The organism is Burkholderia sp. Bp8992 (genome assembly GCF_003853705.1).
Lineage (GTDB): Bacteria > Pseudomonadota > Gammaproteobacteria > Burkholderiales > Burkholderiaceae > Burkholderia.
In genome coordinates this window covers 73640-96404 of the sequence record NZ_QTQI01000004.1, presented here as the reverse complement: position 1 = coordinate 96404, position 22765 = coordinate 73640, and the positions used below count along the sequence as shown (strand labels likewise).

The following is a 22765-nucleotide window of genomic DNA, read 5'->3' as shown; positions in this document are numbered from 1 at the left end:
ACAAGGCTCGCGGCTTACTTCTTGTCGTGCAGGCTTTCGAGGTAGCGCTGCGCGTCGAGCGCGGCCATGCAGCCCGTGCCGGCGCTCGTGATCGCCTGGCGATACACGTTGTCCTGCACGTCGCCCGCGGCGAACACGCCGGCGACGCTCGTCGACGTCGCGTTGCCATGCAGGCCGCTCTTCGTCAGGATGTAGCCGTCCTTCATCTCGAGCTGGCCCTGGAACAGGTCGGTGTTCGGCTTGTGGCCGATCGCGACGAACACGCCCTGCACGGCGAGATCTTCCGTCGCGCCGGTCTTCACGTTCTTGATGCGCAGGCCCGTGACGCCCGACTCCTCGCCCGTCACTTCGTCGAGCACGTGATCCCACTTGATGTCGACGACGCCTTCCTTTTCCTTCTCCAGCAGGCGGTCGATCAGGATCGGCTCCGCGCGGAACTTGTCGCGGCGGTGGATCACCGTGACCTTCTTCGCGATGCCCGTCAGGTAGAGCGCTTCCTCGACGGCCGTGTTGCCGCCGCCGATCACGGCGACTTCCTGGCCGCGATAGAAGAAGCCGTCGCAGGTCGCGCAGGCCGACACGCCCTTGCCCATGAACAGCTCTTCGGACGGCAGGCCGAGATACTGCGCGGACGCGCCGGTCGCGATGATCAGCGAGTCGCACGTGTATTCGCCCGAGTCGCCGATCAGGCGGATCGGCTGCTCGTGCAGCTTCGCGGTGTGAATGTGGTCGAAGACGATTTCGGTGTTGAAGCGCTCGGCATGCTCCTGGAAGCGCGCCATCAGCTCCGGACCCTGCACGCCTTTCGCGTCGGCCGGCCAGTTTTCGACGTCGGTCGTGGTCATCAGCTGGCCGCCCTGCGCGATGCCGGTGATCAGCACCGGGGACAGGTTGGCGCGTGCCGCGTAGACGGCAGCCGTGTAGCCGGCGGGGCCGGAACCGAGAATCAGGACTTTGGCGTGTTTGGGCGTGGACATGTGCGAATCCGTAAAAGGCGGCCGCGGCGGGCGGGGTAGGGCTCGCCGTACGATCCGGGGTGACCGGGATGCCGTCATAGATGGGTATCAGACGCGCATTATAAAGGCCCCGTTGCTGCGTTGCCGAACGAGAGTTTCAATCGCGGCGATAGTGTCGCGCGGTGCAACGGCCGCGCACGCGGGGCGGGCAGGGCACGCGGCGGCGCGTTGCCGCAGATGCGCGGCGGGGCGTGGTACCGGATCGCGGCGGCGGACCGGCGGCGCCCGACGAGCGGTCGGAGCGGGGCGAAAGGGCGGCCGTGGAACGCATCCGTCGCGTTGGCCTTGCCCCGTCCCTGTTATGTAACCGTCATTTACACTTGGCGGCCCGGTGCAGCGTTTACAATAAGCGCGATCGAACGACAGGCGGGCGCATGGCCCGTCCTCTTTATACGGATTCATGGCAAAAGCTCCTTATTCCGCCCAGGCACAGGCGTTGCCGCACCGGATGTCGAAGCTCCTCACGGAGATCCGCTGGATTCTCCAGGTTGCGCTCTGCGCCTTCCTGGTGATGGCCCTGCTGAGCTACAGCCGGCGCGATCCGAGCTGGACGCACGCCGCCCAGGTCGATCACATCTCGAACTGGGCCGGTCGCGTCGGCGCGTGGACGGCCGACATCATCCTGTTGCTGTTCGGCCTGTCGGCCTACTGGCTGATCGTGCCGCTCGGGCGGCGCATCGCCGTCAACTACCGCCGCATCACGCGCCACGAGGCGATTCCCGACGAACCCGAGCGGCCGATCGGCTGGCTCACCGAAATCTTCGCGTTCGTGCTGGTCGTGCTCGCGTGCGACGGCATCGAGGCGCTGCGCATGTGGTCGCTGAAGGTGCAGTTGCCGCGCGCGCCGGGCGGCGTCGTCGGCGAGGCCGTCGCCGGTGCGATGTCGCATGCATTCGGCTTCACGGGCGGCACGCTGCTGCTGCTGATCGCGCTCGCGATCGGCCTGTCGCTGTATTTCCGCTTCTCGTGGCTGTCGGTCGCCGAGCGCGTCGGCGGCGCGATCCTGTCCGCCGTCAACGTCGCGAAGCTGCGCCGCGAGGCCGAGCGCGACCGCAAGCTCGGCGAGGCCGCGGCCGTGCGCCGCGAAGGCAAGGTCGAAGAGGAGCGCGTGCGCATCGAGGATCACGAGCCCGTGACGATCGTGCCGCCGGTCGTCACGCCGGCGAAGTCCGAGCGCGTCGAGCGCGAGCGCCAGGTGCCGCTGTTCACCGACCTGCCGGGCGATTCGACGCTGCCGCCGGTGTCGCTGCTCGACCCCGCGCCGAAGACGCAGGAAGCGATTTCCGCCGATACGCTCGAATTCACGTCGCGCCTGATCGAGAAGAAGCTGAAGGACTTCGGCGTCGAGGCGAGCGTCGTCGCCGCGTATCCGGGCCCGGTCGTCACGCGCTACGAGATCGAGCCGGCCACCGGCGTGAAGGGCAGCCAGATCGTCAACCTCGCGAAGGATCTCGCGCGCTCGCTGTCGCTCGTGTCGATCCGCGTCGTCGAGACGATCCCCGGCAAGAACTACATGGCGCTCGAGCTGCCGAACCAGCGCCGCCAGACCGTGCACCTGTCCGAGATCATCGGTTCCGAGGTGTACGCGGCCGCGTCGTCGGCGCTGACGCTGAGCCTCGGCAAGGACATCGGCGGCAAGCCGGTGTGCGCGGATCTCGCGAAGATGCCGCACCTGCTGGTGGCCGGCACGACCGGTTCGGGCAAGTCGGTCGGGATCAACGCGATGATCCTGTCGCTGCTGTACAAGGCCACCGCCGAACAGGTGCGCCTGATCCTGATCGATCCGAAGATGCTCGAAATGAGCGTCTACGAAGGCATTCCGCACCTGCTGTGCCCGGTCGTCACCGACATGCGCCAGGCCGGCCATGCGCTGAACTGGACGGTCGCGGAGATGGAGCGCCGCTACAAGCTGATGAGCAAGCTCGGCGTGCGCAACCTCGCCGGCTACAACAACAAGATCGACGATGCGGCGAAGCGCGAGGAGAAGATTCCGAATCCGTTCAGCCTGACGCCCGAGGATCCGGAGCCGCTCGGCCGCCTGCCGAACATCGTCGTCGTGATCGACGAGCTGGCCGACCTGATGATGGTCGTCGGCAAGAAGGTCGAGGAACTGATCGCACGGATCGCGCAGAAGGCGCGCGCGGCCGGCATCCACCTGATCCTCGCGACGCAGCGTCCGTCCGTCGACGTGATCACCGGGCTGATCAAGGCGAACGTGCCGACGCGGATCGCGTTCCAGGTGTCGTCGAAGATCGACTCGCGCACGATTCTCGACCAGATGGGCGCCGAGTCGCTGCTCGGGATGGGCGACATGCTGTACCTGCCGCCCGGCTCGGGGCTGCCCGTGCGCGTGCACGGCGCGTTCGTCGCAGATGACGAAGTGCATCGCGTCGTCGAGAAGCTCAAGGAGCAGGGCGAGCCGAACTACGTCGAGGGGCTGCTCGAAGGCGGCACGGCCGACGGCGACGAGGGCTCGGCCGGCGCGGGAACCGGCGAAGGCGGCGGCGAGTCTGATCCGCTGTACGACCAGGCGGTCGAGATCGTCATCAAGAACCGCCGCGCGTCGATCTCGCTCGTGCAGCGTCATCTGCGGATCGGCTATAACCGCGCGGCGCGGCTGCTCGAGCAGATGGAACAGTCGGGGCTCGTGTCGGCGATGTCGTCGAGCGGCAACCGCGAAATTCTTGTGCCGGCGCGCGACGCGGAATGAGTCCGCGGCGCCCGCAGCGCCGGCCACCCAGGGAGAAAACCGCATCATGCAGCAACTTTCGTTCGCCCCTTCCCTTCGTTCGACGCGGCGCTGGCTCGGCGCGGCGCTCGCCGGCGCATCGCTGATGCTCGCGGCGACGCACGCGTTCGCGGGCGGCACCGAGCAGCTGAAGGCCTTCGTGTCGCAGGTGCGTTCGGCGAAGGGCGATTTCACGCAGCAGATCGTCAAGGCGCCGGCCAAGGGCGCGAGCGCCGCGCAGGCTGCGCCCAAGCCCACCGACAATTCGAGCGGCACGTTCGTGTTCGCGCGTCCCGGCAAGTTCATCTGGACGTACCAGAAGCCGTACCAGCAGGTGCTGCAGGCCGACGGCGACAAGCTGTACGTGTACGACCGCGACCTGAACCAGGTCACCGAGCGCAAGCTGAACGGCGCGCTGGGCGCGAGCCCCGCCGCAATCCTGTTCGGCAGCAACGACCTCGACAAGAACTACACGCTGCGCGATGCCGGCGAGAAGGGCGGCATCGAATGGCTCGAGATGCTGCCGAAGGCGCAGGACACGCAGTTCCAGCGGATCGGCATCGGCTTCCGGAACGGCACGCTCGCGGCGATGGAACTGCACGACGTGTTCGGCAATGTCACGCTGCTGACGTTCACGAACATCCAGACGAACCCGCCGCTGAAGGGCGACACGTTCAAGTTCGTCGTGCCGAAGGGTGCCGACGTGATCAACGGCTGACCGGCGCCGCGCGCCGTTCTCCCGCAACGGGCCTGCCGGCGACGGCAGGCCCGTGTTGTTTGTGGGCACGGGCACCAGGCGCGGGCACCAGGCTCGGCGGCGCCGTCGCGCGGCTGTCATAATGTCGGGTCCGGCGGCCGGTTTGGCCGCCATCGTTTGATGTGGAGCGAGGGTTCATGTCCGACCTGTTTCAAGTCGAGCCGCGCCGCCCGCTCGCCGAGGCGCTGCGGCCGAAGACGCTCGCCGAGGTGATCGGCCAGACGCATTTGCTGGGCGAAGGCAAGCCGCTGCGGCTCGCGTTCGAATCGGGCAAGCCGCATTCGATGATCCTGTGGGGGCCGCCCGGCGTCGGCAAGACGACGCTCGCGCGACTCACCGCGCTCGCGTTCGACTGCGAATTCATCGCGCTGTCCGCGGTGCTCGGCGGCGTGAAGGACATCCGCGAGTCGATGGAGCAGGCGAAGGACACGCTGAACCGCACCGGCCGCCACACGATCCTGTTCGTCGACGAGATCCACCGCTTCAACAAGGGGCAGCAGGATGCGTTGCTGCCGTTCGTCGAGTCGGGCCTCGTCACCTTCATCGGCGCGACGACCGAGAACCCGAGCTTCGAGGTCAACTCGGCACTGCTGTCGCGTGCGCAGGTGTACGTGCTGAAGTCGCTGAACGACGACGAGATGCGCCAGCTGCTGAAGCGTGCGCAGGAAATCGCGCTCGACGGCCTCGCGTTCGACGACAAGGCGATCGACACGCTGGTCGGCTATGCGGACGGCGACGCGCGGCGCTTCCTGAACCTGCTCGAGCAGGCGCAGACGGCGGCGACGTCGGCCGGCGTCGCGACGATCGATGCCGACTTCGTCAGCAGCGCGATGACGCTGAACGCGCGTCGCTTCGACAAGGGCGGCGACAATTTCTACGACCAGATTTCGGCGCTGCACAAGTCGGTGCGCGGGTCGAGCCCGGACGGCGCGCTGTACTGGTTCTGCCGGATGATCGACGGCGGCGCCGATCCGAAGTATCTCGCGCGGCGCATCGTGCGGATGGCGTGGGAAGACATCGGCCTCGCCGATCCGCGTGCGCTGCAGATGGCGAACGACGCGGCCGAAACCTACGAGCGGCTCGGCTCGCCGGAAGGCGAGCTCGCGCTCGGGCAGGCGGTGATCTATCTCGCGTGCGCGGCGAAGAGCAACGCCGGCTACAACGCGTTCAACCAGGCGATGGCGTTCGTGAAGCAGGACAAGTCGCGCGAGGTACCCGTGCACCTGCGCAACGCGCCGACCAAGCTGATGAAGGAACTCGGCTACGGCCACGCATACCGTTACGCGCACGACGAGCCGAATGCCTATGCGGCCGGCGAGACGTACCTGCCGGACGGGATGCGCGAGCCGCGCTGGTACCAGCCGGTGCCGCGCGGGCTCGAATCGAAGATCGCCGACAAGCTCGCGTGGCTGCGCGAACTCGACCGCGAGGCCGGCAAGAAGGACTGACTCGGCAGCGCACGGGCCGGTTCGGCCTGCGCGGATGCCGCTGCGTCAGCGCTTGCGGCCCGGCTGCTGTTTCTTCCAGTATTCGAACGGCTCTTCGTGGCATTCGATGTCGAGTTCGGCGACGCGCGCATGCAGGCGTTCCTGCGCGTCGGCGATCGCGAGGTTGTAGATCGCCGGCGCGATCTCCTCGACGAAGAAGTGCAGCAGCGCGCCGGCCTGGATGTTGCCGATCGGCTCGTCCATGTTTTCTGTGAAATAGCGTTGCAGCGACGCGATTGCGCGGTCGCGGACATCCTTGTCGAGTTCGATGGCCATCGGGTTCCCTGGGGTGCGGTGATGCGAAACGGGGGGCTTCGCCTGATGCGTTGCTGCCCGCCGGCGCGGCTGTTTTGCGATTCGCAACGGTCGGGTGCGCCGCGATTCGCCAGCCGCCGGCGTACGGGCCGGCCAGGCCATGTTGCCACGGCCGCCGCCCGTTTGCGGCATTGTCCGTCCGGCCGGTGCCGTGGCGAGCGCGCGGTGCGTTAGAATTCCCGTCTTACACAACGATTTTCCAAGTCCTCCCATGCTCGACATCCAGTTGCTGCGCAAAGACCTCGACGGCGTCGCGAAGCGCCTCGCCGATCGCGGCTACACCCTCGACGTCGCCGCGTTCTCCGCACTCGAAGCGGAACGCCGCGCGATCCAGACCCACACCGAAGAGCTCCAGGCGCGCCGCAACAGCCTGTCGAAGCAGATCGGCGCGATGAAGGGGAAGGGCGAGGACACGTCGGCCGTGATGGCCGAGGTCGGCGGCATCGGCGACGACATGAAGGCGTCGGAAGCCAAGCTCGGCGACATCCAGGCGCGCCTGTCCGAGCTGATGCTGGGCATGCCGAACGTCGCGCACGAAAGCGTGCCGGTCGGCAAGGACGAAGCCGGCAACGTCGAGGCACGCCGCTGGGGCACGCCGCGCCAGTTCGATTTCGAGGTGAAGGATCACGTCGACGTCGGCACGCCGCTCGGCCTCGATTTCGAGACGGGCGCGAAGCTCGCCGGCGCACGCTTCACGATGCTGCGCGGCCCGATCGCGCGCCTGCACCGCGCACTCGCGCAGTTCATGATCGACACGCACACGCAGCAGCACGGCTATACCGAGACGTACACGCCGTACATCGTGAACCCCGAGATCCTCTACGGCACGGGCCAGTTGCCGAAGTTCGCGGACGACATGTTCCGCGTCGAGAAGGGCGGCGCCGAGAACACGGTCACGCAATACCTGATTTCCACGTCCGAGATTTCGCTGACGAACACCGTGCGCGAGTCGATCGTCGACGCAGCCGCGCTGCCGATCAAGCTGACCGCGCATTCGCCGTGCTTCCGCTCGGAAGCCGGTTCGTACGGCCGCGACACGCGCGGGATGATTCGCCAGCACCAGTTCGACAAGGTCGAGATGGTGCAGGTCGTCGCGCCGGAAACGTCGTACGCGGCGCTCGACGAGATGGTCGGCCATGCGGAAGCGATCCTGCAGAAGCTCGGCCTGCCGTACCGCGTGATCACGCTGTGCACGGGCGACATGGGCTTCTCGGCCGCGAAGACGTTCGACCTCGAAGTGTGGCTGCCCGCGCAGAACACCTACCGCGAGATCTCGAGCTGCTCGAACACCGAGGCGTTCCAGGCGCGCCGGATGCAGGCGCGTTTCCGCAACGCGCAGGGCAAGCCGGAGCTCGTGCATACGCTGAACGGTTCGGGTCTTGCGGTCGGCCGCACGCTCGTCGCGGTGCTGGAGAACTACCAGAACGCGGACGGCTCGGTCACGGTGCCGGAAGCGCTGCGTTCGTACATGGGCGGCATGGAGCGCATCGACGCGCCTGCACAGGCGTCGTAACGCAGGCGTTCGAAGCCCTCGCGAAAAAAATTGCAGAAAGGGCTTGTCAGACGCGAAGCAATCGTCTTATAATCTTTTTCTCGCGGAAACGACCAGCCGCGAGATGCAGTAAGGAAGGAGAGGTGGCAGAGTGGTCGAATGTACCTGACTCGAAATCAGGCGTACGGTTTCCCCGTACCGTGGGTTCGAATCCCACCCTCTCCGCCAAAATACGAAGCCCCTTGATCCGGAAGGATCAAGGGGTTTTTCGTTTTGGGCCTTCGACGCGTGTGCGTCGTGTGTGTCGAATTCGCACACGCCGTCGATCGTGTCGTCCGTCGTTGGATGGCACGGCCGCGCGTGGCAAGGATGCCGCATCTTGCGCAATCCATCCGGCCCGATCAGATCGAGCCGCGCCCCGGTCTTTGCCGCTTTCCTCAGCTTTAAGCCTTCGACACCCGCGCCGTTAACACGGTGCGGCGGCACGGCGCCTGTGCCGCGCCGCATCGTTTCCCGTCGATTCAAGGTCCCATGAAGCTGAGCTACAAGATTCCCCTCGCATTTGCTGTCGCGCTGTTGCTGATGTTCGGCGGCGCGCTGTACGGCATCCATATCCTCAACCGGTCGATCGATACGTTCGCCGAAGACGTACAGACGAATGTCGGCAACGAACGGCTCGTGTCGGCCACGCTCGTGCAATTCAAGCTGCAGGTGCAGGAATGGAAGGACACGCTGCTGCGCGGCAAGCAGGCCGACAAGCTCGACCGGTACTGGCAGGCGTTCCAGACGCGCGAGCGGTCGGTCGATGCGCTCGCCGCGCAACTCGTCCGCCAGTTGCCGGCCGGCGAGAGCCGCTCGCTCGTCGAACAGTTCATGCGTGCGCACACCGCGATGGGCGACGGCTACCGGCGCGGCTTCGACGCGTTCAAGGCGGCCGGCTTCGATCCGTCGGCCGGCGATGCGGCCGTGGCGGGCGTCGACCGTGAGCCTGCCGCGCTGCTGGAGCGGGCCGCGAAGTCGATCGCCGACGAAAGCGCGGCCGTGTCGGCGCAGGCGAGCCGCGACGCGCAGCACGCGACCACCGCGAGCCTTGCGCTGATGCTGGTCGTGCTCGGCGTCGCGATGGTCGGCGCGTTCCTGTTCAGCCGCGCAATCCTGCGTCCGCTCGATCGTGCGGTGGCGTGCGCGCAGGCCGTCGCCGAAGGCGACCTGACGCGCGACGTCGACGCGGCCGGACACGACGAGATCGCCGATCTGCTGCGCGCGTTGCAGACGATGCAGACGAGCCTGTCCGGTGTCGTGCTCGAGGTGCGCACGCATGCGGAAGCCGTCGCGACCGCGAGCGCGCAGATCGCGTCGGGCAACCACGATCTGTCGGCGCGTACCGAGTCGCAGGCCGCATCGCTCGAGGAGACGGCGGCCAGCATGACCCAGCTGACCGGCATCGTGCGCCAGTCGGCCGAGCATGCGCAGCACGCGGCGCAATTGGCGCAAGACGCGTCGCAGATCGCGTCTGCCGGCGGGTGCGTGATGACGGACGCCGTTCACACGATGAACGGTATCGCCGACAGTGCGGCGAAGGTCGGCGAGATCATCGCGGTGATCGACGGCATCGCATTCCAGACCAACATCCTTGCGCTGAACGCGGCCGTCGAAGCGGCGCGCGCCGGCGAGCAGGGGCGCGGCTTCGCGGTTGTCGCCGCGGAAGTGCGCACGCTCGCGCAGCGCAGCGCATCGGCCGCGAAGGAGATCAAGGGACTCATCGAGCAATCGACGCAGCGGGTCGACGAAGGCGCGGTGCTGATCGGCCGCGCGGGCGAATCGATTCACGAGATCGTGGGCGCGGTGCAGCGCGTAACGACGATCGTCGGCGAGATCTCGTCCGCGTCGCAGGAGCAGAGTGGCGGCATCCAGCAGGTGAATGTCGCGGTCACGCAGATGGATGAAGCGACGCAGCGCAACGCGGCGCTCGTCGAGCAGGCCACGGCCGCGACGCAGGCGCTGGCCGAGCAGGCGAGCGCGCTGCGGCACGCGGTGGCCGTGTTCCGGCTGCCTGAAATGGCGTGACGGCTGTCGGTGTGGCGGAGTTCACGCCCGTTCACGCGGGCCCGGCGCCGCCCATTACGCCGCGGCCGGATACTGCGCGAGCACCCTGGCGCGAATCGACGGCTTGATGTTCGATTGCGCCATGTTGCCGCCGTAGTGCGCGACGACGCGCGGATTCATCACGCGATACCAGAGCGGCGGCACGTACGCGAACAGGATCATCGTCGCGTAGCCGGCCGGCAGTTGCGGCGCATCGTCGAAGTGGCGCAGCGCCTGGTACGAGCGCGTCGGATTCGCGTGGTGGTCGGCGTGCCGCTGCAACTGGTACAGGAACAGGTTGGTGACGACGTGATTGCTGTTCCACGAATGCTGCGGCGTACAGCGTTCGTAGCGGCCGCTCGGCAGCTTGCGGCGGCCGAGCCCGTAGTGCTCGACGTAGTTCACGACTTCGAGCAGCGAGGCGCCGTAGACGGCCTGGATCACGAGGAACGGGATCGCGACCTTGCCGGCCATCGCGATCGCGATGCCCCACACGACGACGGTCATCGCCCACGCGTGCAGCACCTCGTTGCGCCAGGTCCACGGCGAATGCCCGAGCCGTTCGAGGCGCGCCTTCTCGAGCCGCCATGCCGAGCGGACGCTGCCGGTCACGGTGCGCGGCAGGAATGCCCAGAACGACTCGCCGAAGCGCGCGCTCGCCGGATCCTCGGCCGTCGCGACGCGCACGTGGTGGCCGCGGTTGTGCTCGACGTAGAAGTGACCGTAAGCGACCGGCGCGAGCGTGATCTTCGCGAGCCAGCGCTCGAAGCGGTCGGTCTTGTGTCCGAGCTCGTGCGCGGTATTGATCGAGATGCCCGTCGAGGCGCCGAGCGACAGCGCGAAGCCGACGTAGTCGTACCACGCGAGCGCGTGCGTGCCGACGATCCGGACGCACATGAAGAACGCGACGTACTCGACGAACGTCGCCAGATAGACGATGTACCGGTAATAGCGCTCGCGCTCGAGGTGCGGCACGACGGCCTCGGGCGGATTGTCGCGATCGTCGCCGATCAGCGTGTCGAGGATCGGGATCACACCGAACGCGAACAGCGGGCCGAACCACCAGAACACGTGAAGGCCCGTCGACAGCGCGAGCTGCGCGGCGAGGATCGGCAGCGTGATCGTCAGCGCGCCGAGCAGCCACAGGTAACGCTTGCCATCCGACCAGCCCGAAGCCGATCCGTCGGTCATTGCCATTGTCTCCCTCCAGTCAGCGGGCCCGGCGGGCGGCCGCATGCATGGTTGTTCGAATCCTCGTGAGCCCGCGCTGCGCGCGGTGGCACCGGATCGTTGCCCGGTTCTGCCTGTTATACGACTCGTGCGCACGCTTGCCAACGCCGGCGCTAGGCGTGCTACTCCAAACGAAGGGGCGTGCGCGAGCCATGCCGGGAAGGGCCGGCACGCGCTGATTGAAACGTGCAACGGGAGCCGGAGCGGCCCGCGCGTGCCGCGCGTTTGTCAGATGAATCGTGCGGTGCGGCCTGCGCGAGTGTCGATCTTGCGTGACCGCAGCAAATGTTGCATCGCAATAATCAAAGCGGGGAAGGCACTGCAGGAGCGCGTTTTTTGTTTGCTTATATTACGCAGCATTACGGCGCCGGAACGACAGGCGACGCGCTTCGAAACGCGACCGCCGCGCATCGCAAGGCGAACGGGGCGAGACGTCGGGCGGCGAGTGCTCGACCGTCGTCCGTCGGCACGCGTCGGCATGCCGATGCTGCACCTGCACACCGGCTGGCTCGTGCCGTTGCGCGTGACACCCGTTGCCTTTCGATCGGCGCCGTCATTTGAAAATAACGATTTGACTCGTGCCCTGCTTTCGGTTGAAGCTAGTAGCTTGCTGTCCGAAGGGGGCTGTGCCTGCATGAGTTCGACCTTGACCGTTCGTCGTATCGTTGCCGACCAGGGCGGCGTGTATCGCGAACTCCGCGCCGCATCGCTGCGTGAGCCCTACGCGCCGGGCGAAGCGCCGGAGGCCGAATTGCTGACCGTCGAAGCGGACGCAGCGTCGGCGATTGCCGCGCTGCGCGCCGTGTCCGACGAATCGACGACTTTCCTGCTGTACACCGAAGGCCATCCGGCCGGCATGATCGGCGCGTATTTCGACAACACGCCCGATCGGCGCGCGTTCGTCAGCGAGCTGTGGGTCGCGCACGCGGTGCGTCATCTGCGCGGCGGCGTGCTGCTGCTGGAGACGGCCACCGCCTGGCTCGCCGAGCGCGGCGCCGGCGAAGTCTACGCATGGATCGCCGATGCGAACCGCAACGCGATCCGCTTCTACGAGCGTGCTGGTTTCGGCAATACCGGCGAACACGCGCCGATCGCGCGGCTGCCCGGCGCGATGAAATCGTTGTTCGTGTCGCAGGTGAAGCACTGACGCGCCGTCGAAACGCAGGCCGCGCGGCGCGATGAAGGCCCGGCCGCCCGCTAGCCTGCCCGCCTGCCGGTTGCGTGCCCGCCCGGGCCGCCGCAACCCCGAGTCCCAAAAATAATGGCCGCACGCGTGGACGCCTGTAAAATACGCAAAAAATTTTTGCAGAGTGTCCATGTCGCTTAAAAAATCGCCATTCTTCGAGCTGCGCAGCGGATCGGTCGATACGTTGCTGTTCACCGTGAAGACGACCGATCTCGATGCGTTGCGTGCCGAACTGGTCAAGCGCTTCGAAGCGACCCCCGAGTTTTTCGCCGACGATGTCGTCGCGATCGACGTCCGCCGCCTGGCTGACGGCGAGCGCGTCGCGCTCGCGGACATCCGGCAGATGCTGAACGACGTGCGGATGCGCCCGGTGGGCGTCGTCGCACTGGCAACGCAGGGCTGGGCGGGGGAAGCCGGCCTGCCGTTGCTCGAGGCGCGCGATCGCCGCGCGCCGGCCGCGAAACACGCGGACGAAGCGGAACCGGCGGCTGTGCCAGCCGTCGAGGCCGTCGCCGCTCCGGCAGCCGCAACGGCGCCCGAACAGTCGTCGGAAGCCGCGCCGACCCTGTTGCAGACCGGCGGCCAGACGCTCGTGATCGACCGGCCGTTGCGTTCGGGGCAGCAGATTTACGCGAAAGGAGACCTCGTGGTGCTCGCGCCGGTCAGTCACGGCGCGGAGATCATCGCGGAAGGCAATATCCACATCTACGCGCCGTTGCGCGGCCGCGCACTCGCGGGCGTGCACGGCAACCACGACGCGCGCATTTTCTGCACGTGTCTCGAACCGGAACTGATTTCGATCGCGGGTATCTATCGAACCACCGAGAACCCATTGCCCGCCGAAGTACTGGGCAAATCGGTGCAGATCCGGCTCGAAGAGGAAAAACTGATGATCGAACCGCTGCGCCTGACGTAAATCACGCGGCACGCTCCGGATCGATCGGCTCTCATTGACGAACACAGGGTATTGGGTAAATGGCAAAAATCATCGTGGTGACCTCGGGCAAGGGCGGCGTGGGCAAGACGACGACGAGCGCGAGCTTTGCGTCCGGTATCGCGCTGCGCGGCCACAAGACGGCCGTGATCGACTTCGACGTCGGCCTGCGCAACCTCGATCTCATCATGGGCTGCGAGCGTCGCGTCGTGTATGACCTCGTGAACGTGATCCAGGGCGAAGCGAACCTGAACCAGGCGCTGATCAAGGACAAGAAGTGCGAGAACCTGTTCATCCTGCCGGCGTCGCAGACGCGCGACAAGGATGCGCTGACGCGCGACGGCGTCGAGAAGGTGCTGAACGACCTCGTCGCGATGGACTTCGAATACATCGTCTGCGATTCGCCCGCCGGTATCGAGGCCGGTGCGCTGCACGCGATGTACTTCGCCGATGAAGCGCTGATCGTCACGAACCCGGAAGTGTCGTCGGTGCGCGATTCCGACCGCATTCTGGGCATCCTGTCGTCGAAGACGAAGCGCGCGACCGAAGGCAAGGAGCCGATCAAGGAACACCTGCTGATCACGCGTTACAGCCCGAAGCGCGTGAGCGAAGGCGAGATGCTGTCGCTCGAGGACATCAGCGAGATCCTGCGCATCAAGCTGATCGGCGTGGTGCCCGAGTCGGAAGCCGTGCTGCACGCATCGAACCAGGGTCTGCCGGCGGTGCATATCGACGGTACCGACGTCGCCGAAGCGTACAAGGACGTCGTCGCCCGCTTCCTCGGCGAGGACAAGCCGCTGCGCTTCACCGATTACCAGAAGCCGGGCCTGCTGCAGCGCCTCTTCGGCAGCAAGTAACGGAGGCCGCCCATGTCCATCCTTTCGTTTCTCCTCGGCGAGAAGAAGAAATCCGCATCGGTCGCGAAGGAGCGCCTGCAGCTCATCATCGCGCACGAGCGGGTCGGCGGCCGGCCGCCGGCCGATTACCTGCCGGCGCTGCAGAAGGAACTCGTCGCGGTCATCTCGAAGTACGTCCATATTTCGAACGATGACATCCGCGTGAGCCTCGAGCGCCAGGACGACCTCGAAGTCCTCGAAGTGAAGATCGAGATCCCGCAGGCCTGACGCTTGCCGGTGTCCCTCCGCACGGCGGCGCCCGCCGCCGTGCGCGTCTTACGCCCTGTTGCACTTTCGGGCACGCCGTAACACGGCGCCTGTCGGCCGTAACCGCCTCTCCCGCATTGAACGAATACGCTCGCGTAACTTGTTCAACCAGGAGGTTGTGATGGCTGTCTCTACCGTTCAACGTCGTATCGTTTCGCTCGCGCTGTTTGCCGCGGGCCTGTCAGCCGTCGTCGCGCCGTTTGCCGCCCATGCGGACGAGATTCTCGTCGGCACACCCGTGATCGCGCCGCAGGGCCGCGTGGTCATCGCCGAGCCGGTTGCCGTGCGCACCGAGGAGATCGTCGTCGTTGCGCCGAACGCGCCGCCGCCCGTGCGCTACGAGGTCGTGCCGACCGCGCGCGTGGGCTACGTGTGGGAACGCGGACATTGGCACTGGGATCATGGCCGCTACGTGTGGATCGGCGGCCACTGGGAAGCCGAGCGCATCGGCATGCAATGGGTGCCGGGCCATTGGGACCAGCGCGGTCCGAACTGGTTTTGGACCCGCGGCCACTGGGCGTGACGGAGGCGCGGGATGAAACGAACTGTCATTGCCATCGCGCTCGTCGCGATCACGCTGGCCGGATGCATCGTCGTGCCGGCGCGGCCCGTCTACTATCGGCCGGCACCGGTCGTGATCTACTGAGCGTCGCGCGGGCCCGGTTGCGTCGGGCCGTTCGCGCCGGATGCAGCCGGTTCGTCGCCATGCGGCGCCGGCGCGTGCGCGGTACTGTCGCCCGGCGTTGCAGCGGCCGGCGCGTCGCCTTCGTCGCGCAGCGTGTCGAGCGGATCGGCGGGCGCGGCAGCTGCGTCCTGCGGCTCGGTCACGCCGGTCGCCGCCGCCGCGCTCGCCGCCGCCGCCGATGCCGCGGCGGGTTCGGTGGCCGCGGCGGGCGGCGCGAGATAGCGCAGCGCGAGCGTTTCATAGAGCGGCGGCGCGAAAAAGCGCGATACGCGGGTCGACACCAGTGCGGTCGCCATCAGCGAAATCACGAGCGCATGACCGTTGATCATTTCCATCACGATCACGAACGACGTGATCGGCGACTGCGTGACGGCCGCCAGATAGCCGACCATCGCGAGGGCGATCAGCATCGGCAGGCTCATGTTGCTGAACACGACGTGCAGCAGGTTGCCGAACCCGGCGCCGATCGACAGCGACGGCGCGAAGATCCCGCCCGGGATGCCCGGCAGGTACGACGCGACCATCGAGATCATCTTCAGGAACGGATAGAACACCGACAGGTGCTGGCTGCCGTCGAGCAGGCCGCGCGCCTCGGCATAGCCGCTGCCGAAGGTCGTGCCGCCCGACACGAGGCCGACGACGGCGATCGCGAACCCGCACGCCGCGGCGAACGTGATCGGCCGTTCGCGATACAGGCCCAGCAGTCGCTCGGGCAGCCAGCGCCCGGTATTGAGCAGCAGCCAGCAGAACAGGCCGCCGGCGATACCCGTGACGATCGCGGTGACCAGCACCGCGACCGCCAGCAGTTTCGGGAAATGGAGGCCGGCATCGATCGTGCCGAAGTACGTGTAGTTGCCGTTCAGGCCCAGTGCGACGACGCCGGCGAGGATGATCGCGGTGATCAGTACGCCGCTGGCGCGCGCGGAGAAGCTGCGCGTCAGTTCCTCGATGGCGAACACGATCCCGGCGAGCGGCGTGTTGAACGCGGCCGACAGCCCGGCCGCCGCGCCGGCCAGCACGAGCTGGCGTTCGATCTGCGCGTTCGAGCGCGGGTAGAAGCGCCGCAGGTTGAACATCAGCGCCGCGCCGACCTGCACGGTCGGCCCCTCGCGACCGATCGTGAAGCCGCCCAGGATGCCCAGGAACGAAATCAGCACCTTGCCGAACAGGATGCGCAGCGTCAGCAGCCGGGCGCCGAACGCGCTCGGGCGCGCATGCAGCGTCGCGATCACCTGCGGGATGCCGCTGCCTTCGGCGCCGCGGAAGAACCGGCGCGTGAGCCATACCGACACGGAGGCGATCGCGGGCGTCAGCAGCAGCGGCAGCCACACCGCGTGCTCGCGCATCGCGCGGAAGGACTCGTAGCCCCAGTCGATCAGACGCGCGTAGAGTACGGCGGCGAGCCCGACGACGATCGCACCGAGCCAGAAGATGCCGTACTGGCGCCAGATGCGCAGCGAGCGGCGGGTGAGGGCGGGAAACAGGGCGGGAATGGCGGGGCGTGGCATCGGCGCGGGCCGCAAGGCAAAGACCGAATTATAAAAAGAACGGGGTACCATTGGGGCGACAAAGAAACACAAAGCAGATGCATTTTGTTGCAAATGTAATGCTGGCGTAATGTCAGCGCACGGCAACCGTCGCTAGCATGACAAATGGCCAGCCAGGAATCTCCACAGAACGTGAAACGCATCCTCATCGTGAAAGTGACGTCGCTCGGCGACGTCGTCCAGACGCTGCCTGTCGTCGCGGACCTGCATCGCGCCTTTCCCGGCGTGACGGTCGACTGGGCCGTGGACGAGTCGTGTGCCGAGGTCGTGCGCTGGCATCCGGGCGTGAGCGCCGTGCTGTGCGCACCGCTGCGCCGCTTCAAGAAGCTCCGGAACGCCGGCGACCTGAAGGCGATTTCGGCGTCGATCGGCGCATTGCGGGCCCATCGCTACGATGCGGTCATCGACCTGCATGGCGTGTACAAGAGCGCGATCATCTCGGCGCTGGCGCGTGCCGCACGACGCTTCGGCTACCAGACGCAGGATCTCGGCGAAACGGGTGCGCGCTTCGCGTATTCGCATCGCTTCGGCCCGCGGCCGGACTGCGATGCGTGGCACGGCATGCGCGTGAGCGCCGGCGAGGCGCTGGGTTACCGGCCTGAAGGCCCCGCCACCTACGGCGTCGTCCCGCCGCAGGGCGTGAACCTGCCGCCCGCCGTGACCGACGACGCGCCTTTCATGCTGCTGTTCCATGCGACGTCCAATCCGGACAAGAAATGGCCGGCCGACCATTGGGCCGCGCTCGCCACGCAGATGATGGCGCGCGGCGTACGCGTGCTGCTGCCGTGGGGCTCGAGCGCGGAGCATGACGATGCGAAGGACATCGCCGCGCGTGCACCGGGCGCAGTCGTGTTACCGGCGATGACGGTGCGCGAACTCGGTGCGGCGCTCGGACGGGCCGCGCTGGTGGTGGGCGTCGATACGGGGTTCGTCCACATGGCGCATGCGCTGCAGCGGCCGACCGTGATGATCTTCGTTGCGACGTCGCGTCACCATTGCGGTATCGGCGGCGCACCGAATGCCCTGTCGATCGGCGAGCCGGGCGCGATGCCGTCCGTCGAAGAGGCGCTGGACGCGATCGATGCGGTCGCCCCTGCCTATGGCGCCGTGCACGCGCGCCTGACCGCCTGACGGCGCGCTGCGGGCCGCTTCAGGCCAGCAGCGCCTCGACCGTGACGACGGCGGCGATCGCCGCCAGATTCGCCAGCAGCGCCTCGAACACGAGGCCGCGCCATGTCTTCGGCCGGAACCGCAGCGCGAGCAGCAGGGCGCCGCCGAGCGCGAGCGCGAGGATCAGGACGAGATCGGCATTGCCGAGGCGGATGTTCATGGCGGCGGCTCCTTTCGGGGCGGGGTCCCTGGGCGCGCAACGGCGCGCCCAGGATCGAGTATAGGCAGCGCCGGCCGCCGCACAACCCGGGTCGCCCCGGAGGCTCAGACGAGCGACGCGTCGCGCGTTTCACGCATCAGCAGCACACCGATCAGGCTGACCGCCGCCGCGACCGACACATAGCCGCCCACCCACGACAGCCCGCCGCGCGCCGCCAGCAGTTGCGCGATATACGGTGCGATCGACGCGCCGAGAATCCCGCCGAGGTTGTATGCGACGCCCGCGCCCGTATAGCGGACGTTGGTCGGGAACAGCTCCGGCAGCAGCGCGCCCATCGGCGCGAACGTCACACCCATCAGGAACAGCTCGATCGTCAGGAACAGGGCGACGAGCGGCATCGAGCCGCTGCCGAGCAACGGCTCCATCGCGAAACCCGACAGCAGCGCGGCGATGGCGCCGGCGATCAGCACCGGTTTGCGGCCGAAGCGGTCCGACGCCCATGCGGAAAGCGGCGTCGCGAGCCCCATGAACACGACGGCGAAACACAGCAGCCCGAGGAAGCTCTGGCGCGGAATATGCAGCGCCGACACGCCGTACGACAGCGAGAACACCGTCGAGATATAGAACAGCGTGTAGCAGACGACCATCGCGAGCGCGCCGAGCAGCGTCGGCTGCCAGTGTTGCGTGACGAGTGTCGCGACCGGCACGCGCACGCGTTCGTTGCGGTCGAGCGCGGCCTGGAACGCGGGCGTTTCGGTGATCTTGAGCCGTACGTACAGGCCGAGCGCGACGAGCACCGCGCTGACGAGGAACGGAATGCGCCAGCCCCAGCTGCGGAACTGTTCGTCGGACAGCGACAGCGCGAGCGCGAAGAACAGGCCGTTCGACATCAGGAAGCCGACCGACGGCCCCAGCTGCGGGAACATCCCGAACCAGCCGCGCTTGCCCTGCGGCGCGTGCTCGGTCGCGAGCAGCGCCGCGCCGCCCCATTCGCCGCCGAGGCCGATCCCCTGGCCGAAGCGCAGCACGCACAGCAGCACCGGTGCAAGCGCGCCGATCGCGTCGTAGCCGGGCACGAAGCCGATCGCGGTGGTCGACACGCCCATCACGAGCAGCGACGCGACGAGCGTCGACTTGCGGCCGATGCGGTCGCCGAAGTGCCCGAACAGGAACGAGCCGATCGGGCGTGCGATGAACGCGATGCCGAACGTGACGAACGCGGACAGCGCCTGCGCGGTTGCGGAACCGTGCGGGAAGAACACGGGGCCGATGACGAGCGCGGCGGCCGTCGCATACACATAGAAATCGTAGAACTCGATCGCGGTGCCGATGAAGCTCGCGAACACGATGCGCCGGTGGCTGACGGCGCCGGCCGAACCGGTTGCGTGAGCAACGGTCGGGGGGGATGCGGACATGGATGTCTCCGTTTTGTCGTTGGGGCGGTCGGCTGGGCGTGCGGTCGGGCAGGCGGATGCCTGCCGGGTGCAGCCGAGCGGATGATGCGGATGATGCGGATGACGCGATGGCGGCGTGGACGCGCGCCGTTGGCGCGGACGTCACCCGCCGGTCGACGATGGAGACGGGTACGTCGCCGCCGCCCGGTGCCGGCGTGGTCGGCTCGCATGCCGGGTGGGGCGCGCGAACGCGCGCGCGGCGTGATGACCGCGCGAGTGCGGAAAATTATAGCCAGCGCTGCCGCACACCGGCAATCGTGCGACGGCGGCGCGTCAGTCGATCGACTGCGCCTGCGCGGACGCCGTGCTTTGCAACTGGAAGTGGCCGTCGTCGTTGAAGAGCCAGCCTTCCATCAGTTCGAGCCGGCCGTTGCCGTCGAGCAGCCGCGACGGCGGCGGCGGCAGCGGCGCCGAGCGGCGCAGCGATGCGAGGGCGAGCGCTTCCGCCTCGCTGTCGCCGTTGCTGCGATAGACGGACGCATTGACGAGCCGGCCGTCCCCATCGACGGTGAAGGACACGACGACGAGCGAGCGGAGCATGGCCTGCGGCGAGCCATGCAGCATGCCCGACGGATTGCGTTCGGCGACACGCTGCGCGACCTCGACGCGATACTGGTCGAGGCTGCCGCTGCGCGTGATCGAAGGAATCGTCAGGATCGAGTGCAGTGAAGGCGGCGGCGTGATCGTGCACGCCGCGAGCAGGGCGGCGACGGCCAGCGCGGCGACACGCAGCCGATCGACGCGCGGACGGAGAAGGGGGCGCATGGGAGGCTGGCCGGAAGTGACGATAAAAAAATGATAGGCGTACGGACGCGAGCCGATATCGGGACAAACGCATAACGCGCGAGGCCGGGTGTTGCGATTGCTGATGGCGATCGCCGCGCGTCACGCCGCCCGTTCGCGACGTGACGTGACATGTGACAGCGCGCTCGGCCGGCGCGTGTGTTGCACGGATGAAAGGTGGCGCACGCGCGTCGCGGACACTGTTCGCGCGCGTCAGAATCCGTGCGTGACGAGCGACAGCACCGACAGGTCGGGGTGCGTGCCGTCGATGATGCTCTTGCCGATGTGTACGGCTTCGTGGACGGCTTCATCGAGGCTCGCGAAGCTTTCCTCGCCGTCCGCGTGGAACGGTACCGCGTGCCCGGGCAGCGCGGGGTTCGCGCCCGGATGGCACACGTAGCCGGTGTAGGTATATCGCGTGTCGCTGCCGGGCACGGCGGCCGGCACGACATGGATCTCGAAGCCTTCGTAATCGACGGGTTCCGTCGCGCTCGACAGTTCGGTCATGGCGATCTCCGTGTGCCGCGCGCAGGGGTGGCGCGTGCGGCATCGAGTACGCGGCGGCGGTCGTGTCGCCGTGTTGAACGAATTCTAGGTGATCGCGGGGCCGGCCGGGAGGCTTCCGGCGCTGGGCCCGGCCACGTTCCGTCCCGATTGATGGACGGGTGCGCGCGGCTGCGTCAGGGCTTGCAGCGCGCGTCCTTGCGCTGCACGACGATGATCACCGGGTATTTCTGGCCGTGGTCGAGCTCCACGCGCGCGACGACGGTGAGCGTCGCCGGATCGGAATCGTCGTACACGCTGACCTGTTCGTTGCGCAGGTAGGTCACGCCGGTGCAGTTCGACGTGCGTCCGTCGTCCGACACCTTGCACTGAAGATCGTTGTCCTTCAGGTAGTTGTAGGGTGACGGGCTCGCGAGGTATTCGCTCAGGCCGCGCGGCGAACCGCCGACGCCGCTGACGGTTGCGATCGCGCACGAGGCCTGGGTGCCGCTGCCGGACGCGGTATCGGCGGCCGCGTGCGTGCTGACGGCGGCCAGCATGACGACGAGCGACGAGACGATGAAGGGCTTCATGAAGTGGGTTTCCCGTTTCGCGAATCGGAGCGCGGGATTGTAGCGGCATCCGGCGCAACGCGTCGGAACGTGCGGGAAGGGCGCGCACGGACAAGCCGATAAGCAAAAACCCCGTCATTCAACGAATGGACGGGGTTGGGCGAACTTCCTGGCGGAAGCGGTGAGATTCGAACTCACGGACAGTTTCCCGTCGCCGGTTTTCAAGACCGGTGCCTTAAACCGCTCGGCCACGCTTCCACACGAGGCGGCATTGTAACCGAAATGCCGCCTCGTTCATTCGTTCAGTCGTCGCGCAGGAACAATTCCTGCAGGTCGTTGAGGAAACGCTGGCCGAGCGGCGTCGGCGCGATCTGCGCGAAATCGCGCGCGATCAGCCCGCGCCGTTCCGCTTCCTGCAGCGCCGGCTCGATCGTGCTCATCGGCAGGCCCGTGCGTTCGGCGAAGCTGTGCACGGGGAAGCCCTCGACGAGCCGCAGCGTGTTCAGCATGAACTCGAACGGCAGGTCGCGCGCACCGACTTCACGCTCTTCCTGCACGGCATTGCCGGCCTTCGCCTGCTCGATGAAGGTTGCCGGATGCTTGTAGCGTGCCTGCCGCAGGATCCGGTTCGGGAACGACAGCTTCGTGTGCGCGCCCGCGCCGATCCCGAGATAGTCGCCGAAGCGCCAGTAGTTCAGGTTGTGCTTGCACTGATGATTCGGCTTCGCATACGCGGACACTTCGTAGCGCCCGTAGCCGGCCTCGGCCGTGCGCGCGTGGATCCACTCCTGCATGTCGGCCGACGCGTCGTCGTCGGGGACGACGGGCGGGAACTTCGCGAACAGCGTATTCGGCTCGAGCGTCAGGTGATACAGCGACAGATGCGGCGGCGCGAACGACAGCGCGGTCTCGATGTCGGTGCGGCATTCGTCGAGCGTCTGGTTCGGCAGCGCGAACATCAGGTCGAGGTTGAAGTTGTCGAAGTTCCTCGCGGCGATCTCGACGGCCGCACGCGCCTGCGCGGTGTCGTGAATCCGGCCGAGCGCCTTCAGGTGCGCCTCGTTGAAGCTCTGGATGCCGACCGACAGGCGGTTCACGCCGCTTGCGCGGAACTGCGCGAACTTCGCGGCCTCGAACGTGCCCGGATTCGCCTCGAGCGTGATCTCGGCATCGGCGTCGAGCGGCAGCAGCGCACGCACGTCGGACAGCATCCGGTCGAGGCCGGCCGCCGACAGCAGGCTCGGCGTGCCGCCGCCAATGAAGACGGTATGCACCTGCCGCCCCCACACGAGCGGCAGCGCCTGCTCGAGATCGGCGCGCAGCGCATCGAGGTACTCGGTTTCCGGAAACCGTTCGCCTTTCCATTCGTGCGAGTTGAAATCGCAGTACGGGCACTTGCGCACGCACCACGGGAAATGCACGTACAGCGCGAGCGGCGGCAGCGACGTGAGCCGCACCTGGCCGGGCGACGTGAAGGTCGCGACGACGCGCGCGCCGGTTTCCGCGGCCTGGCTCATG

Annotated in this window: 21 protein-coding genes and 2 tRNA genes; 12 read left to right on the top strand and 11 right to left on the bottom strand. The window is 67.3% G+C overall.

Features of this window, described 5'->3' with window-relative positions:
* Window positions 1–14: 14 nt before the first annotated feature.
* Window positions 15–977, bottom strand: a complete 963-nt coding sequence (trxB, locus tag DIE03_RS07610) for a thioredoxin-disulfide reductase (protein WP_124449006.1) — start codon at window positions 975–977, stop codon at window positions 15–17.
* Window positions 978–1416: 439 nt separating this feature from the next.
* Between trxB and DIE03_RS07605 the strand changes: the two genes are divergently transcribed.
* From DIE03_RS07605 to DIE03_RS07595, 3 genes are all read left to right on the top strand, one after another.
* Complete coding sequence (locus DIE03_RS07605) at window positions 1417–3726, top strand: DNA translocase FtsK (RefSeq protein ID WP_124449004.1); 2310 nt, start codon at window positions 1417–1419, stop codon at window positions 3724–3726.
* 46 nt (window positions 3727–3772) lie between these two features.
* The gene (gene lolA, locus DIE03_RS07600) at window positions 3773–4462 is read left to right on the top strand and encodes an outer membrane lipoprotein chaperone LolA (protein WP_124449002.1); all 690 of its coding nucleotides are present in this window, start codon (window positions 3773–3775) and stop codon (window positions 4460–4462) included.
* A gap of 176 nt (window positions 4463–4638) precedes the next feature.
* Window positions 4639–5949 (top strand): replication-associated recombination protein A, encoded by a 1311-nt coding sequence (locus DIE03_RS07595; protein ID WP_124449000.1) that lies wholly within the window; start codon window positions 4639–4641, stop codon window positions 5947–5949.
* 45 nt (window positions 5950–5994) lie between these two features.
* Here the strand turns inward: DIE03_RS07595 and DIE03_RS07590 are convergent, their stop codons facing one another.
* Entirely contained in the window at window positions 5995–6264 is a 270-nt protein-coding gene (locus DIE03_RS07590; RefSeq protein ID WP_048243121.1) for a DUF2164 domain-containing protein, read from the bottom strand.
* A gap of 250 nt (window positions 6265–6514) precedes the next feature.
* Between DIE03_RS07590 and serS the strand changes: the two genes are divergently transcribed.
* The 3 genes from serS (at window position 6515) to DIE03_RS07575 (ending at window position 9862) form a co-directional block, all read left to right on the top strand.
* Window positions 6515–7816, top strand: a complete 1302-nt coding sequence (serS, locus tag DIE03_RS07585) for a serine--tRNA ligase (RefSeq protein WP_124448998.1) — start codon at window positions 6515–6517, stop codon at window positions 7814–7816.
* 116 nt (window positions 7817–7932) lie between these two features.
* Window positions 7933–8023 (top strand) — tRNA-Ser (locus tag DIE03_RS07580).
* Between the two features lie 303 nt (window positions 8024–8326).
* On the top strand, window positions 8327–9862 hold the full coding sequence (locus DIE03_RS07575) for a methyl-accepting chemotaxis protein (protein ID WP_124448996.1): 1536 nt from the start codon (window positions 8327–8329) through the stop codon (window positions 9860–9862).
* Window positions 9863–9916: 54 nt separating this feature from the next.
* On the opposite strand, the gene DIE03_RS07570 is transcribed toward DIE03_RS07575, so the two are convergent.
* Window positions 9917–11077: an alkane 1-monooxygenase gene (locus DIE03_RS07570; protein ID WP_124448994.1), complete on the bottom strand. Its 1161-nt coding sequence runs from the start codon at window positions 11075–11077 to the stop codon at window positions 9917–9919.
* A 667-nt stretch (window positions 11078–11744) separates the two neighbouring features.
* On the opposite strand from DIE03_RS07570, the gene DIE03_RS07565 reads away from it, so the two are divergent.
* The 5 genes from DIE03_RS07565 (at window position 11745) to DIE03_RS07545 (ending at window position 14916) form a co-directional block, all read left to right on the top strand.
* The gene (locus tag DIE03_RS07565) at window positions 11745–12257 is read left to right on the top strand and encodes a GNAT family N-acetyltransferase (protein WP_185658131.1); all 513 of its coding nucleotides are present in this window, start codon (window positions 11745–11747) and stop codon (window positions 12255–12257) included.
* Window positions 12258–12426: 169 nt separating this feature from the next.
* Window positions 12427–13212, top strand: coding sequence for a septum site-determining protein MinC (minC, locus tag DIE03_RS07560; RefSeq protein WP_124448992.1), 786 nt, complete (start codon window positions 12427–12429; stop codon window positions 13210–13212).
* Between the two features lie 59 nt (window positions 13213–13271).
* Window positions 13272–14087, top strand: a complete 816-nt coding sequence (gene minD, locus DIE03_RS07555; protein WP_085039699.1) for a septum site-determining protein MinD — start codon at window positions 13272–13274, stop codon at window positions 14085–14087.
* A gap of 12 nt (window positions 14088–14099) precedes the next feature.
* Window positions 14100–14354 carry a cell division topological specificity factor MinE gene (minE, locus tag DIE03_RS07550; protein ID WP_006486661.1) on the top strand — a complete coding sequence of 85 codons (255 nt, stop codon included), beginning with the start codon at window positions 14100–14102 and terminating at the stop codon, window positions 14352–14354.
* A 160-nt stretch (window positions 14355–14514) separates the two neighbouring features.
* Window positions 14515–14916, top strand: coding sequence for a YXWGXW repeat-containing protein (locus DIE03_RS07545; protein WP_124448990.1), 402 nt, complete (start codon window positions 14515–14517; stop codon window positions 14914–14916).
* A 116-nt stretch (window positions 14917–15032) separates the two neighbouring features.
* Here the strand turns inward: DIE03_RS07545 and DIE03_RS07540 are convergent, their stop codons facing one another.
* Window positions 15033–16586: a chloride channel protein gene (locus DIE03_RS07540; RefSeq protein ID WP_124448987.1), complete on the bottom strand. Its 1554-nt coding sequence runs from the start codon at window positions 16584–16586 to the stop codon at window positions 15033–15035.
* A 171-nt stretch (window positions 16587–16757) separates the two neighbouring features.
* Between DIE03_RS07540 and waaC the strand changes: the two genes are divergently transcribed.
* Window positions 16758–17756, top strand: a complete 999-nt coding sequence (gene waaC, locus DIE03_RS07535; RefSeq protein ID WP_124448985.1) for a lipopolysaccharide heptosyltransferase I — start codon at window positions 16758–16760, stop codon at window positions 17754–17756.
* 19 nt (window positions 17757–17775) lie between these two features.
* Here the strand turns inward: waaC and DIE03_RS07530 are convergent, their stop codons facing one another.
* The 7 genes from DIE03_RS07530 to hemW all read right to left on the bottom strand — a co-directional run bounded on the left by DIE03_RS07530 (window position 17776) and on the right by hemW (window position 22764).
* A complete protein-coding gene (locus DIE03_RS07530) occupies window positions 17776–17955 on the bottom strand; it encodes a hypothetical protein (RefSeq protein ID WP_021164136.1) in 180 nt (59 codons plus the stop codon).
* Window positions 17956–18059: 104 nt separating this feature from the next.
* Window positions 18060–19370: an MFS transporter gene (locus DIE03_RS07525; RefSeq protein ID WP_124448983.1), complete on the bottom strand. Its 1311-nt coding sequence runs from the start codon at window positions 19368–19370 to the stop codon at window positions 18060–18062.
* A gap of 312 nt (window positions 19371–19682) precedes the next feature.
* Window positions 19683–20174 (bottom strand): energy transducer TonB, encoded by a 492-nt coding sequence (locus DIE03_RS07515; protein ID WP_124448982.1) that lies wholly within the window; start codon window positions 20172–20174, stop codon window positions 19683–19685.
* Between the two features lie 231 nt (window positions 20175–20405).
* The gene (locus DIE03_RS07510; protein ID WP_124448980.1) at window positions 20406–20699 is read right to left on the bottom strand and encodes a hypothetical protein; all 294 of its coding nucleotides are present in this window, start codon (window positions 20697–20699) and stop codon (window positions 20406–20408) included.
* A gap of 173 nt (window positions 20700–20872) precedes the next feature.
* Window positions 20873–21268 carry a hypothetical protein gene (locus tag DIE03_RS07505; RefSeq protein WP_124448978.1) on the bottom strand — a complete coding sequence of 132 codons (396 nt, stop codon included), beginning with the start codon at window positions 21266–21268 and terminating at the stop codon, window positions 20873–20875.
* 149 nt (window positions 21269–21417) lie between these two features.
* Window positions 21418–21505: transfer RNA gene (locus DIE03_RS07500), tRNA-Ser, on the bottom strand.
* Between the two features lie 44 nt (window positions 21506–21549).
* Complete coding sequence (gene hemW / locus DIE03_RS07495) at window positions 21550–22764, bottom strand: radical SAM family heme chaperone HemW (protein ID WP_124448976.1); 1215 nt, start codon at window positions 22762–22764, stop codon at window positions 21550–21552.
* Window position 22765: the final 1 nt, after the last annotated feature.